Here is a 14,137-nt window from a genome sequence, read left to right as displayed (position 1 = left end):
TAGTCATTCCCCGGCTTCATTCCGTTAGGAGTCCTTAAGGGGCCATGATCGCTCGCCCCGAAGCCGCTCCGCCGACCTCGATCACAGGTTGCGGTTACCTGACGAGGCGACGAACGTACCTTCCGCCAGCTATGCCACAACCGACACCCCCGGCACTGAAGATCAGCGTCCGAGCCGCAGCTCCAGCAGCAGACTGCCCGTCCTGCTGTATGTACTCGCCGATGAGTGTTCGGGTCACAGCTACACGATCGCCAACCTTGTTTTGTGACGGCACCTCGGCGTGGCTATCGATCACACCAGTGGCTGAGCGAAATGTGCCCGCACAAACCCGGTTCTTGGTTCCTCGGGAGCCAGACTTCATCCCGCACTCGTCGATCTGCAATGTCCCAGCCGCTCCCTTGCCCAGGGCAGCGGCCCAGTCCATGGCCCCCCAGCCAGCACCGGCCAGCAAGAACAACGAGACGACGATCCAGCCAGTGGCATACACGCCGATACGACGCCGTGGCGTTGCCGGTTGTATGTCGTTCAGCTCCATGCGATCCCCCCGAGGTGCCTGGCCATGGGTTACCGAGCCGGATCCTGACATCAACTCCTGACATCAACAAGCACGGACAGCGACGGCCAACCCGGAACCTCAAGAGCCAGACGAGCGCAGGGCGCAGTGCCTTGAGCGACGTTGATGGAGTGCCGCGATCGACCTGATAAGGATGCGGCCACAGGTTCAAGTCCTGCGGCCAGCCGGGGGCCCTCAACCTGGCGGAGGAGGGCCCTGGCTTGACTTGGCCGTTGAGACTCCACCGCCCGCGCCGGTACTCTCCCTCTGGCGTTCGTAGCCGCCGTAACCCTGTCGGCATAGGGTTGCGACGCTGGCGACCGGCCGGGTCCCGCTGACCCTTCCGGGGTCGGGTGGGCTATGGCTACTCTCTCGTCAGGACGTATGTACTGCGGGAGTCGGGGTCGCCGAAGAAGAAATAGAGCTCCAGCTCCTCCCTGTTGTCGCGCCGCAACTCGAACGTCCACGTGTAGGCCACAGGTGCCGGGGCACGTTCGGCCGGCTCGTCGAGCGGCTCAGCCGGATCCGGCGCGCGAGTGGCCGATGCCGTGCGCGAGGTGAGAGCCATGCGGACATGCTGACCGTCGTTCCATCCCATGCGCTCGTCGGTCAACTCCCATGTCCCCATGCCCGACAGCCGCCACCTGTCGTCGAAGTCGAATTCCTGCCCGTCCAGGAGGCGGATGACGGCCTTGCCATCAGGCCGGAGAGTGACCTCGGTGTGGTCGACGCAGCGCCACGAACCCGCAATGTCCGCCCTCTTCGCGTCACGCAGTGCGGGTACCTCGTCATACATGTGTGGATTGCATCCCACCAATGCGAGCAGGCAGGCGACAAGACTCACGGCCCGGCACCTTGCCAGGCTAGGTGGCTTGGTCTTCACGATCCGACCCCCGTCTCGGCACCACGAACGACTGCGGTTCGACCAGTCGTCGAACACGTACTCGTCACCTTGCCAGCATTACTGAACATGTTCAACTTCATCGACAGGCTGCGCGCGTGAGCGCGTGCGGCCAGCCTCCCATGCACAGGTTCGTGCGGTGGACCGTGCCACAACCGCGCCAGATCGGGCGGGGACTCACGGGGAACTGCGGCTGCCTGCGGGGGCCAAAGCCAGCAGACGCCGAAGCCTGCGTTCAGCAGGTCAGGCGTCAACTCGCCCCACCTCGCTCCTAAAGCGGTGCTCGCGCCTCAGGTGGGGCCGTCGCTGGGTCGTCAGGTGCTTGATCGGGCCGTATCGAAGACAGCGGCCACTTTCGTGCGTGTACGTTCCTGGCTGGAGGGCATCAGGTGCGCGTACACAGGGCATCAGGTGCGCGTACACACGGAGCGTGAGCCCGGGTCCCTTACCGGCGGCAAGCCTGCCATGCAAAGATCACGCCTGGCGGCCATCGAGTCGCACACTTGGGGCTTCCCCCTGGATCGTGGACATCGATTCCTATGCGGCCGTGGTCAGCGTAATGGATCTCTGTTCGTAGGCGATCGGACTGATCTGGCCGATGCTGGAGTGCCTCCTTCTGGTGTTGTATCGGGTGACCCACCGGAATACGGCGAGGCGGGCCTCTCGCGGTCCTGACCAGCTGTTTCGGCCTTGGAGGATCTCCCTCTTCAGGCTCGCGTTGAAGGATTCGGCGGCGGCGTTGTCCGCACTCGTGCCGACGGCTCCGCGGGATCTGATCACGCCCAGGTCCGCGCAGACCTGCGCGAAGTCCTTCGAGGCATATTGCGCTCCGTTGTCGCTGTGGAAGATCGCTCCGTCCAGGCTGCCGCCTCGCGTCAAGGCGGCGGCCTTCAGCGCGTCGGTGACCAGCTCGGTGCGCATGTGGCCGGCGATCGACCAGCCCGCCAGCCGTTTCGAGCACAGATCCAACACCGTGGCCAGGTAAAGGAATTGACCGTCTCTCACCGGGAGATACGTGATGTCGCCGACGTAGCGGGTGTTGGGTTCCGGCGCGGTGAAGTCGCGTCGCAGCAGATCGGGCACTGGCGTCGCGGACGGCTCCGGAATCGTGGTGCGGACCTTCTTGCGAAGATGCACCCCGACGATGCCAAAGGCCCGCATGACCCGTTCCACCCGCTTGTGGTTGACCCGCACTCCGGCGTCCGCCAGCTCGGCCGCCACCCGCGGGGAGCCGTAGGTGCCGTCCGAGTCGGTGTGGATGCGATGGATGTGCTCGGCCAGCTCGGCGTCCGCCAGCTGCCGCGCGAAGCGGGCCTCGGCGCCGGCCAGCCAGCGGTAGAAGCCGGATCGGGAGCATTCCAGTACCCGGCACAGTCGCTTGACGCCGAAGGCGCCGCGGTGGTCCTCGACGAACTGAAGCGACTCACCAGTTGTCCTTCGCGAAATACTTCGCGGCCCGCCGCAATATGTCCCGTTCCATCTCCAGCTCACGGACCTGCCGCCGCAGCCGGGTGATCTCCGTATCCTTCGCCGACTGGGCCGGCGCCGCCACCGCAGGTGGCGAGCTTTGGGAGTGCTCGGCCGTGTCCGCGGCCTTCTTCACCCACTGTCGCAGCGTCTCCGCGTTCACGCCCAGCTCCTCGGCGATGCGTGACACCGGACGGTCGGACGAGTGCACCAACGCCACCGCGTCAGCCCGGAACTCCGCCGGATACCTGCATGTCCCCACTCGGGACCCCTCTTCTCCCTGGACCACTCATGATCCAGCCTCCGAGATGTCCACGATCAGGGGGGAGGCCCCGTAGCGGCCCTTTCCCGTGAGTAGCCTTTCGTCCTCGCGTCGTGTCCATTGATGCACAACTACACCTCTTGCCGACCTGAGTTGAGCGAGGCCGCAGGGACCCCCTGAGGCGCTTTACACGGGGTCTCGCCACAGGTCACGATGGGTCGGCAGCACACAAGGCATCTGCCGCGGACGAGCTTAAGCACGATTTCCAAGTCCGCGCATGCCGAGCGGCCGTCCCGGAGTGTCGCGCCGCTATAAAGGCGAAGGTGCAATGCATGGCGCGGCCGTATGGGCGACGATCGGCGAATTGCTCCGGTACGGAGATTTCAGCCTGGGCACGTTCAACCAACTTGACGGGGAAAAGGGGCTCTTCATGTTTGAGGGTGTAGTTGGGGCCTGAAGCCGCCGGTCTCGAGCAGGCATCGGGCGATGTAGTTGGTGAGGTTGCGGAACCCGAGGGCGGAGCCGCGTAGGTGTTCGAGTCGTCCGTTGATGGGCTCGGTTGGACCGTTGGACGTGCCGGGTCGGTCGAAGTAGGCCAGCACGTCGGCGGCTCGCTTCTTCAGGGTCCGACCGAGCGTGGTGACCTCGGTCAGCGCGGCAGGGACGCCGGTGCTGATCGAGTCGATCAGCTGCTGCATCAGCTGCTTGCCTTGGCCCCGGTCGGGTTCACGGTATGCCGCGACCAGTCGCTGGTAGATGCCCCAGGTGGCCTCGACCTCGACCTCGACGTGGGCCTCGCCGTGGACGTCGATGTCGAACAGGTCGGCGAGTCGGTCGACCTGCCTGTCGGTGAGCAGGTCGACGCCGGTGTGCAGGACCCGCCGTGCGGCGTAGAGCGGGTCACCGGTGCGGCCGCGGTGGCCATGGATGGCCTGCTGGACCCGACGCCGGCACTCATCGAGCGCCTTGCCGGCCAGGAGGGCCACGTGGAAGGGATCCATGACCGCGACCGCCTCGGGGAGCTCTTCGGCGGCGGCGGTCCTGAATCCGGTGAACCCGTCCATCGCGACCACCTCCACGGCGTCGCGCCAAGCCGTGGGTCACTCAGCCAGGTCTTGAACGCCTGCTTGGAGCGGCCCTCGACCATGTCGAGCAGACGGGCGGGGCCGGTGCCCTCACGGATCGGGGTGAGGTCGATGACCACGGTGACGTACCTGTCGCCACGCCTGGTGTGGCGCCACACGTGTTCGTCGATGCCGATCGCGGTGACGCCGTCGAACCGGTCGACATCGTCGATCAAGACACGCTTGCCTTCGGCCAGTACCGCGTCGTTGGCGGTGTTCCACGACACGTCGAGCCCTTCGGCGACCCGCGCTACGGTCAGGTGCTGGCACATGATGGCCTCCAGGGACCACCGCAGCGCCCGCCGCGACAGCTTGGCTCGTGGTTCGGCCGCGGCGCTGGTGTCCTGTCGCCACACGTGCCCGCAGTCGATACACGGGTACCGGCGGATCGTGACCTCGAGGACCGTGGGACACCAGCCCAGCGGCTCGTGCGCCAACTCCCGGGTCACCGTGTCCCGCGCCATGCCCTAGAGCCCGCAACGTCGACACCACCGGTCGATCGAATCGCCGGGCTCGACGACCCGACACGCCAGCACCGCACGATCGGGCTCGAGCCGCTCCCCGGTGACCTCCAGAACCAGCTCGTCGAGCCGACAGAACGTGGTCAGCTCAGGACAGGCGAAAGCGGTCGTGGGGGTAGCGTCGAGCACGTCGAGGTCTCCCGGAGAGAACTACATATCGGGCGCCGGAGCCATAATCGGGCTGGGCACCAGAGCGGTGCCGCAGAGAAGAGCCGACGGATGGCGCCGCCGGAGCAGAGGAGTCCTCGAATGACGAAGTACCTGATCTCGTTCCCCGGTGAGGCCATGGTGTTCCCCGAGGAGGACTTCGAGGCGGTGGTCGAAGCCTCGCATGCCGTCATCGACGAGGCCAAGGCGGCGGGCGTGTACGTCTTCGGCGGCGGGATCGATGAGGACGTAGACCCGGTGCTCGTGGCCGGTGACGGCACCGTCACCGAGGGCACGTACCCAGGCCACAAAGTGCCCAACGGCGGCTACACCGTTCTCGAGCTGCCCTCGCGGGAGGCAGCACTCGAGTGGGCCGCGAAGATCGCCGTCGCCTGCCGCTGCTCGCAAGAGGTCCGGCAGTTCCAGTACGACCCGGCCAGCTGACGAGGGCAACCTCAGAGCCTGTCGGGTGGCCGGTTGATTACGCCGCGATGAGGTCCTCGACGGTCTTGGCTCGGGCGGTCTTGCGGTGGGATTCATGGCTCCACCGCGATGGCTGCCCGGCGAGCCGGACGAGCATCAGACGGATCACCGCCACCTTGATCATGGCCTCGGATGTCGCGCTCAGCCCTTCGTAGTCGCGGGCCAGCCGACGGTTTCGGACCAGCCGGCCGAAACTTCGCTCCACCACCCACCGACGGGGCAGGACCTTGAAGCCCTTGACGTCGTCGGTCCCCTTCACGATCTCGACGACGATGTCCAACGCGTCGCGAGCCCATGAAAGCAGCGTGGAACCAACGGAGTTGGCGTATCCGCCGTCGGCCCACACCAGACTGATCGTGCGGAAGCCGACGGCGAGCCGGGCCAGGACGGCGCGGCCTCCGGCCCGGTCCTGCACGGACGCGGAGGTGACGGCGACGACCAGCAGCAGGCCCGTCGTGTCCACGATCACGTGTCTCTTCCGCTCTGTCGTTCGCTTGCCCGCATCGAATCCACGCGCCTCGCCGCCCTCGCTGGTCTTGATCGACTGGGCGTCGATCACGGCGGCCGACGGCTCGGGATCGCGTCCGGCCCCGATCCGGACCCGGCGGCGGAGCTCGTCGTGGACGCGGTCCCAGGTACCGTCCCGGCGCCACTTGGTGAACCAGCGGTGGGCCGCGTCCCAGGGCATCAGATCGCGCGGAAGCATCCGCCACTGGCAGCCCGACCGCAGCACGTAGAAAACCGAGGCGAACACCAACCGGTCTCCGTACTTGCGCACCCCGCCGCCTTTTCGCAGGTCACGCACGGGAAGGAGCGGCTTGATGATCTCCCACATCTCATCGGTCAGGCTGGACGGACAGCATGGGCCGCTGACGGCCTCGGAGTTGTCGCACTGGCACACACCACGTGATCATTCCGGGGCCGTCGCCATGCCCGGAGGGCAGATCACGACCGTCACGCTTCACGCATGTTGCCGAACGCGGCTCCGAAATTCTGCCTGATTGCGTGCTCCTGCCCGGCCTCGGGACATGGTCATTCCGAGTCGAAGAACTGACGGCCATTCGCCACTCCGAGCGAGGATGTCACCGCCAACTCGATTCCGATCTCCGACAGCCTGGCCAAGTGTGCCAGCCGCCGGACCTCCCATTCTTCGAGGCCCCGGGCGGGAAGCGCCTTCGAGGGCGTCCACCCGTTCATCGCTGCGGCGAGGCCGGCAGCGTCACCGAACGCTTTGGATGTTCCTGAAGCAGTGTGCGGCCGGACCGTTCCCGCAGCATCCCCTATCAAGGCCGCGTGATCGGCCACCATGCGGTAGGGAGGGAGGTCGAATACCGGTTGCATGAAGACTTCCGACAGCCGAACAAGTCTGGCGAACTGCGGCGGCAAGGAGGAATCCGCCTGGGCACCGACCTCCTCAACCGTCCCCGGCATCAGCTCCCCTGGCGGCAGGAAATGTGCGAACTGCTCTCCGGAGCGCCCCGCCATGAGCCTCGAAAGATTACGCTCCGCAACATTCACATACCACACCCAATTGACCCGCCGCGCCCCTTCCTCCAACTCGCCGTTGGGCCCTGGAACCAGATAGCAAAGCATTTGCATGCCACGCGAACCGAAGAATGTGAATCGGTCCGAAAGAAGCTCCAGCAAGTCGTCCGGCACCCGGGATTCGGACTCCAGTCCACGCCAGGCCACGTAGCCCGCGTACGCGGGACGAGCAGCGGGGTCGATAAGTCTTCGCGTGGCCGATCCGATTCCGTCGGCACCGACAAGGAAGTTGCCACGCACGGTATACCCGTCGGAGAACTCAGCCGTGACGTCATGGCCTTCCACCCGCACACGGGCGAGCGAGCTGTCCAGGCGGTAGCACACATCGGTGAGCGGATCGCGAAGCGCGCGGTAGAGGGTGTCCCAGGAAGTCATCAACTGCGGGGCTTTGTAGCGCTCGGCCTTGCCATGGAAGTGGAGTTGCTGGCGTTCGTGCAGGAGGACGCCCACGGATCGCGCGGACGATCCCAGCCGCTCCAGCAGCATCTCGACCTCAGGCTGCATGACGATCCCGGCCCCGCGGGGCTCGGTCCGGCCGGCTGACCGTTCGTAGACAGCGACCTCCGCACCGACGGATCCCAGTTCGTGCGCTGCCGCCAAACCTCCGACGGATCCACCGATGATCAGCGCCTTGAAGGCGTTCCTCTCACCCATCGTGAACCTGCGCTGTTCCACGGGCGGCGTCCGCACCATTGATCGTCGCATCTACGGCGGACCGAAGCCACGGCGCGCCCAGGGCATCTCGTCCTCCCTGAGCTCTGACATCTGCAATCGAGATAACCGTCATCACGAATCATCTCCTTGTTGAGGGAAGCAATGCAGTGCGCCAGACGCTGGAGTGACAGTCTGAGCAGCAAGGACGCTGCTCAGACACCGACCAGTGTTCTGCCCGAGCCGCATCCGCAGCTCACTCCCGAGAAGGTGTCCGTGTCCGCATCCACTCAGCTCCAGGCCCCACACCGGCCGACCACCGCAAAGGCCACGCACGGCGTACCCGGATGGCTGGTCGCGCTCCTGGCCGTCGCCTCCGGTATGACCGTCGCCAACCTGTACTACGCCCAGCCCCTGCTGTCCTCGCTGAGCAGCGTCTTCCACACCAGCACGGCCACCGCCGGCGCACTGATCACCCTCACCCAGGTCGGCTACGTGGTGGGCATGCTCTTCCTGGTCCCGCTCGGCGACCGGCTGGAGAAGCGGAACCTCGTCACCGCCCTGCTGACGGTCACGACCCTCGCCCTGGTGGCGACCGGCCTTGCCACCAGCTTCCCGATGCTGCTGATCGCCTCGCTGGTCAGCGGCGCCACCTCGGTCGTCGCCCAGATCCTGGTGCCCTTCGCGGCGAGCCTCGCGCCCGACCACGCCCGGGGCCGCATCGTCGGCCGGGTGATGAGCGGTCTGCTCACCGGCATCCTGCTCTCCCGCACGCTGAGCAGTCTGGTCTCCGACCTCGCCGGCTGGCGCGTCGTCTTCCTCGGCTCCGCCGTCCTGATGGCCGTCCTCGCGGTGGCCTTGCGCGTGGCTCTGCCTCATCATGCCCCGACCACCACCATCCCGTACCACCACGTGCTGCGCTCCACCGTCCAGCTGGTGCGCACACACCCCGCGCTGTTGCGCCGTGGCCTCTACCAGGCGGCCATGTTCGCCGTCTTCAGCGCCTTCTGGACCACCGTCTCCTTCGTCCTGACCGGCCCCCACTTCCACTACTCCCCGGTGGGCGTCGGCATCTTCGCCCTCGTCGGCGCGGCCGGCGCCGCTATCGCACCTGTGGCGGGTCACTGGGCCGACCGCAAGCTCGTTCGCCCCATGACCGGCGTCGCCTTCGTCGTCGCAGCGGTCGCCTTCGCCCTCGCGGGCTTCGGCCAGCACAGCATCATCCTGATCGCCCTGGCCGCCATCCTGATCGACATGGCGGTGCAGACCACCCTCATCCTCGGCCAGCACACCATCTACCAGCTCGATCCGAACGCACGCGCACGCCTCAACAGCGCGTTCATCGCCACCTTCTTCCTCGGCGGCGCCGCCGGCTCCCAGCTCGGCTCGATCGTCTACCACGCCGGAGGCTGGAGCGCGCTCACCATCCTCGGCGCCGCCCTGCCCGTCCTGGCCCTGCTCTACTGGACCACGGAACGCCGGGCACAAACCCGAACCACACGCTGACCCCGACACACCCACCGACGGCGCGTTGATACGCCAGGCCACCACAGGCCACTGCCGACCACAGGACGCACCCGCTTCAGCCCAGGAAGACACCCCTCCCGGCTGAAGCGGGTGCGGTGTCCTGGACGGACAGGATGTCGTTCACGGGACCAACCACGCCGGCCCTCGCCCTGCAGCGAGCCCCTCCCTGCGGGCTCCGATACCAGCGGTCACGGACGTATCCGAGGGAACACTGCCTTACGTGATATGCCGCAGCAGTGCCGCAACCGCCGGAGGCGCTTCGCCGCGGGGCCGCGCCACCATGACCTTCCAGCCAGGCGCGTGCTGGGCGAATCGGCGCGCGGCCAGATCGGGGAAACGTGCGGCAATCGACTCCGGCATGATGCACACGCCCAGATCGTGCCGGACGAGTTCGGACGCAGCGACAATGTCGTTCACCTCAAAGGTGTAACTGCGCTCGACGAGAGCCGCACGGAAGGCCCGGTCCACTGCGTAACGGATCGCCCAGCCTGGTGTGAAGTCCACGAAGGGCAGACGTGCGACTTCCGCGAACGTCACCACGGAGTCATCGGCGAAAGCCCGCTCAGGCGAGGCCAACAACACCATCTCCTCGCGTGACAGCAGCCGGGTCACCAAACCCCGTTGCTGCTGACGATCGAATGCGACAACGGCCAGATCCACCGTGCCCTCACGCAGCGCCTGCCGAATATCGGCCACCGCCGCCTGCCGGAGGTTGACCACCACGCCCGGGTGCTCCGCCCGCAAGCTCGCCAGAGCACGGTGGAGTCCGGCCCAGACGCCCTGCATCGTGCCGACGGTGACGCGCCCCCGAAGCTCCCCCCGCACGGCATCGACTGCGGCCCGGGCCTGCTCGGCAGCCCGCAGCGCCGTACGTGCCGCCGGTACGAACGCCTCACCGGCCGGGGTCAGCGTCACCCGGTGCGTGGTGCGCTCGAACAGCTTGCTGCCCAGCTCCTTTTCCAGCGAACGGACCGTTGTCGACACCGCGGACTGCACGACGTGCAGCCGCTGCGCCGCCGCCGTGAACCCCTCTTCCTCGGCGACCGCGACGACAACCTCCATCTGCCGCAGGTCCATGGCCCTCGCCGCCTCTCCGATTCGGCATCCCGCGCCCATCATCTCTCTACGAGATCACCGCCCCACAATTCATCGTATCCGCTGCAGAACTTGTGGCAGCGCCATCCCCCCGTTGACCAGCAACGACACGCCACCGACAGCGCTCTGCCGGAAGGGCGCTTTCTCATCGTTTATGAGGCCTCGCAGCCGGGGCTTTTCCGGGGCCGGAAATCTCGCGGTCTTCGATACGCAGCTCCCACTCTTCGGCCGGACCGCAGGGTTCCTTCAGCCGCTTGAAGGCCGAAGGGGCTTCAACTGTTGGGTGATTGGCTTACGGAGCCGTAGCGATGCTGCATCACGGGGGCTGGAGGATCCGGTAGCCGATTGCGCCTTCCTGCCCTCGGAGGGCGCCTGCGGACTCCGTCATCGCCCGCTGGTGTGCGTATGTGGCGATGGGGCTCGGGCCGTGTCTTTGTGTGGATGAGCGGTCGACGGCGCGCCGAATCGGGCCTGGCTCCATCTCGGCCTCGCGGTTTGAGGCCCTGGTCCGATTTCTCCATGCCAGTCATCGCTTCCGTGTGAAATCCGCCCGCAGCCGATCGGCGCAGCGGACGATCGCGCTCCGGCGAGCGTGGCGGGTGGGCATCCGGCCTCACGTGACCGCGTCAGCGGCGTGGGCCGGGACAGTGACTGGCAGAGGCGCCACCGGCCTCAGAAACAGGCGCACCGAGAGCGCGCCCCAGCGTGGCAGCCTGCTGAGCCATCGCCCGCTTCCACACGGTGCCGTTCTGCTCCGCGATCTCCCGCCACAGGGCCGCCGTCGCCGCACCAAACGCCGCGAGCACTTCAGGCGCGACGCCGCACCAGGACGGGAAGCGGCGAGCGAAGGCGACCGCCTCCTCGACGGAGTGCCCGGCAGTCGACGCTCGCCCGCACCTGGCCCGCGTCCCAGGTGTTCTCCCTCGACGCTCTGCGCGGCGCGGTGAGCGACGACTTCTCTGTCAAGTTCAGCGTGTTGCGGTAGGGGAAGCCCCAAGCCTGCAGAAGGCAAGACTGCCGCACTGACATCCTCCACTACTCGGTGATACCGTATAGCGGTACTCGGTACTACGCAGTACCGCTAGGGCCGAGGAGGACTCGCGATGGACGACCTGACGGAGATGCTGAAGGGCACGCTCGAAGGGTGCGTGCTCGAAATCATCGGCAGCGAGGAAACCTACGGGTACGCCATCACCCGCCAGCTGAACGAGCTCGGCTTCGCCGACGTCGTCGAGGGGACGGTGTACACCATCTTGCTGCGACTGGAGAGGAACAAACTCGTCCAGGTGACGAAACGACCATCGGGGGTCGGTCCGCCGCGCAAGTTCTACGCGCTCAACGACGCCGGACGCGAGGAACTCGCGAAGTTCTGGACGAAATGGCAGTACGTCTCATCACGCATCGACAGGCTCAAGGAAGGCGGGAGATGAACTTCTGGGAGACCATCACAGGCAGCGATCTCACCAGGGAATGGAAGGCGTTCGAAGCCCGGGCCGAGGCCCTGCCAGACGACTACCGGGCGGCGTGGGAACAGATCAAGGGCTACCTCTTTCCCCATGGGGACTTCACCGGCCGCAACCTGATGCCGATCCTCGACGCTGCCCTGGGGCTGCTCGAAGAAACAGCGGCGGACGGGCAGAGCGTCCACGAGGTCCTCGGCGACGACATCCGAGGCTTTTGCACGGCTTTGGCCGGTGGAGAAGGGGCCCGAACCTATCGCGACCGGTGGCGCGAGCAGTTGAACAGGAACGTCGCAAGGAAATTGAGCCGGCTGGGAGGCTGACGTGGGCATCCAGGACATCATCGAGGGCAAGAAGCAGTGGCGGGCGCACATGGCTCGGGTCAAGGCGCTCCCGCCGGACTACCAGATCGTCTACAAGGAGATGCAGAAGTACCTGTTCAAGGTCGGACCGATCGACCTTCCTGACGGGCCCCTGCTCCCCGGGATCGTCGACTTCTTCGAGGAGGGCGCCGCCACGGACAAGGGGGTCTTGCAACTCATCGGCAATGACGTCGCCGCGTTCTGCGACGACCTGGTCAAGGACTCACGCACCTATGCGGACGTCTACCAGGAGTCCATCAGCAGGGAACCCGGCACGGCCGAGAAGTAAGCCCGCACGCGGGTTCGTTCGCCTCAGCGCAGCGGAAACAGGCGCGGGCCGACCGGCCACCGGAAGCCGCCGTAGATCCTGTCCACCGAGGTGGTCGAGCAGGCTGGCGATACCTGGCTCAGTCCTGCCCATGCCCCCGGCGAGCAGGTCTCCGGCGGCGGGCCGCTCGACACCATTCCCCAAGATGACACGACTGACGTGTAGCACGGACAGTCACTCAACCCGGGTTCCGAAACAGCTTCCACTCCCCCTGCGTCTCCAGCCTCCGAGTCGACGGCCTGATCACCGGCGAGGAGAACCTCCTCCTCATGGCGGACCTGCACCACCTGTCCAAGAGCGAGGGGCGGCGGGTCTGCGTTGAACTCCTGGAGCGCTTCGATCTGGTGGAGGCCGCGAAGAAGCCCGCCTCGACCTACTCCGGCGGCATGAAGCGCCGCCTCGACCTCGCGATGACGCTGGTCGGCAGCCCGCGGATCATCTTCCTCGACGAGCCGACGACAGGGCTCGACCCGCGCTCCCGCCACAACATGTGGGGCATCATCCGCGGCCTCGTCTCCGACGGCGTGACCGTCTTCCTTACCACCCAGTACCTGGAGGAGGCCGACGAACTCGCGGACCGCATCGCTGTGTTGAATGACGGCAAGATCGCCGCCGAGGGCACTGCCGAGGAGCTCAAGCGGCTCATCCCGGGCGGGCACATCCGGCTTCGCTTCACCGACCCGGTCACGTACCAGTCCGCCGCTGACGCCCTGCGCGAGGTCACCCGGGACGAGGAGGCACTGTCGCTGTCCATCCCCAGCGACGGCAGTCAGCGCGAACTGCGCTCCCTTCTCGACTGGCTCGACTCCGCCGGCATCGAGGCGGACGAACTGACTGTCCATACCCCCGACCTCGACGACGTGTTCTTCGCCCTGACCAGCCCAGCCAACGTTCCCAACCAGCCGAAGGAGAACGTCCGATGAGCTCCCTCTCCCTCGCTGTACGTGACTCGAACACGATGCTGCGCCGCAACCTGCTGCACGCGCGGCGCTACCCGTCAGGGACCCTGAACCTGCTGCTCACGCCGATCATGATGCTGCTGCTCTTCGTCTACATCTTCGGCGACGTGATGAGCGCGGGCATCGGCGGCGGCGGCGCCGACCGCTCCGACTACATCGCCTACATCGTCCCGGGTTTGCTGCTGATGACCATCGGCAGCACCGTGATCGGGGCCGCGGTGTACGTCTCCATGGATATGACCGAGGGCCTCATCGCCCGCTTCCGCACGATGGCGGTCTACCGCCCTTCGGTACTCATCGGGCACGTTGTCGGTAGCGTGCTGCAATCCGTCATGAGCGTGGTCCTCGTCGGCGCCATCGGCGTGGCCATCGGCTTCCGCTCCACGGACGCAACCGCCCTGAAGTGGCTGGCAGCATTCGGGCTCATCGTGTTCTTCGCCCTGGCGCTGACCTGGATTGCGGTCGGCATGGGACTGGCCAGCCCGAACCCTGAGGCGGCCAGCAACATGGCCATGCCGCTGATCCTCCTCCCCCTCATCTCCAGCGCCTTCATCCCGGCCGACACCATGCCCGGCTGGTTCCAGCCGATCGCCGAGTATCAGCCCTTCACCCCCGCCATCGAAACCCTCCGCGGCCTCCTCCTCGGCACCGAGATCGGCAACAACGGCTGGATCGCGATCGCCTGGTGCATCGGCCTGATCGCGCTCGGCTACCGCTGGTCGATGGCGCAGTTCAACCGCGACCCGAAGTAA

At 66.5% G+C, this 14,137-nt stretch carries 9 protein-coding genes and 5 pseudogenes; 7 read left to right on the top strand and 7 right to left on the bottom strand.

Translation table 11 applies throughout. From position 1 onward, the window contains the following. Nucleotides 1-917: 917 nt before the first annotated feature. The 4 genes and pseudogenes from OG972_RS40355 to OG972_RS40340 all read right to left on the bottom strand — a co-directional run bounded on the left by OG972_RS40355 (nucleotide 918) and on the right by OG972_RS40340 (nucleotide 4,957). Nucleotides 918-1,349 carry a hypothetical protein gene (locus tag OG972_RS40355; protein ID WP_266990045.1) on the bottom strand — a complete coding sequence of 144 codons (432 nt, stop codon included), beginning with the start codon at nucleotides 1,347-1,349 and terminating at the stop codon, nucleotides 918-920. Between the two features lie 642 nt (nucleotides 1,350-1,991). Continuing rightward, nucleotides 1,992-2,994, bottom strand: a pseudogene (locus OG972_RS40350) (IS3 family transposase); the annotation flags it as partial. Nucleotides 2,995-3,006: 12 nt separating this feature from the next. Then, a pseudogene (locus OG972_RS40345) lies at nucleotides 3,007-3,183 on the bottom strand (transposase); the annotation flags it as partial. A gap of 428 nt (nucleotides 3,184-3,611) precedes the next feature. After that, nucleotides 3,612-4,957, bottom strand: a pseudogene (locus OG972_RS40340) (ISL3 family transposase). Between the two features lie 120 nt (nucleotides 4,958-5,077). Here OG972_RS40340 and OG972_RS40335 point away from each other — a divergent pair. Beyond that, on the top strand, nucleotides 5,078-5,419 hold the full coding sequence (locus OG972_RS40335; protein WP_056627301.1) for a YciI family protein: 342 nt from the start codon (nucleotides 5,078-5,080) through the stop codon (nucleotides 5,417-5,419). A gap of 112 nt (nucleotides 5,420-5,531) precedes the next feature. Here the strand turns inward: OG972_RS40335 and OG972_RS40330 are convergent. Next, nucleotides 5,532-6,311, bottom strand: a pseudogene (locus tag OG972_RS40330) (IS5 family transposase); the annotation flags it as partial. A 179-nt stretch (nucleotides 6,312-6,490) separates the two neighbouring features. Continuing rightward, nucleotides 6,491-7,678, bottom strand: coding sequence for an FAD-dependent monooxygenase (locus OG972_RS40325; RefSeq protein ID WP_266990039.1), 1,188 nt, complete (start codon nucleotides 7,676-7,678; stop codon nucleotides 6,491-6,493). A 252-nt stretch (nucleotides 7,679-7,930) separates the two neighbouring features. On the opposite strand from OG972_RS40325, the gene OG972_RS40320 reads away from it, so the two are divergent. Further along, nucleotides 7,931-9,160 carry an MFS transporter gene (locus tag OG972_RS40320; protein WP_266990037.1) on the top strand — a complete coding sequence of 410 codons (1,230 nt, stop codon included), beginning with the start codon at nucleotides 7,931-7,933 and terminating at the stop codon, nucleotides 9,158-9,160. 237 nt (nucleotides 9,161-9,397) lie between these two features. Here OG972_RS40320 and OG972_RS40315 read toward each other — a convergent pair whose 3' ends face one another. Then, entirely contained in the window at nucleotides 9,398-10,258 is an 861-nt protein-coding gene (locus OG972_RS40315; protein WP_266990035.1) for a LysR family transcriptional regulator, read from the bottom strand. Between the two features lie 1,121 nt (nucleotides 10,259-11,379). Between OG972_RS40315 and OG972_RS40310 the strand changes: the two genes are divergently transcribed. From OG972_RS40310 to OG972_RS40290, 5 genes and pseudogenes are all read left to right on the top strand, one after another. Then, nucleotides 11,380-11,706, top strand: a complete 327-nt coding sequence (locus OG972_RS40310) for a PadR family transcriptional regulator (RefSeq protein ID WP_189110929.1) — start codon at nucleotides 11,380-11,382, stop codon at nucleotides 11,704-11,706. Beyond that, nucleotides 11,703-12,059 carry a DUF1048 domain-containing protein gene (locus tag OG972_RS40305; protein WP_266990029.1) on the top strand — a complete coding sequence of 119 codons (357 nt, stop codon included), beginning with the start codon at nucleotides 11,703-11,705 and terminating at the stop codon, nucleotides 12,057-12,059. Before OG972_RS40310 ends, OG972_RS40305 begins: the two co-directional genes overlap by 4 nt. 1 nt (nucleotide 12,060) lies before the next feature. Further along, nucleotides 12,061-12,387: a DUF1048 domain-containing protein gene (locus OG972_RS40300; RefSeq protein ID WP_266990027.1), complete on the top strand. Its 327-nt coding sequence runs from the start codon at nucleotides 12,061-12,063 to the stop codon at nucleotides 12,385-12,387. 269 nt (nucleotides 12,388-12,656) lie between these two features. Then, a pseudogene (locus OG972_RS40295) lies at nucleotides 12,657-13,349 on the top strand (ATP-binding cassette domain-containing protein); the annotation flags it as partial. After that, entirely contained in the window at nucleotides 13,346-14,137 is a 792-nt protein-coding gene (locus OG972_RS40290; RefSeq protein WP_266990025.1) for an ABC transporter permease, read from the top strand. The pseudogene OG972_RS40295 and the gene OG972_RS40290, both read left to right, overlap by 4 nt.

Origin of the sequence: Streptomyces sp. NBC_01669, assembly GCF_026339735.1 — a bacterium.
GTDB lineage: Bacteria > Actinomycetota > Actinomycetes > Streptomycetales > Streptomycetaceae > Streptomyces > Streptomyces yanii.
This window is presented reverse-complemented; position numbering and strand designations above follow the sequence as displayed.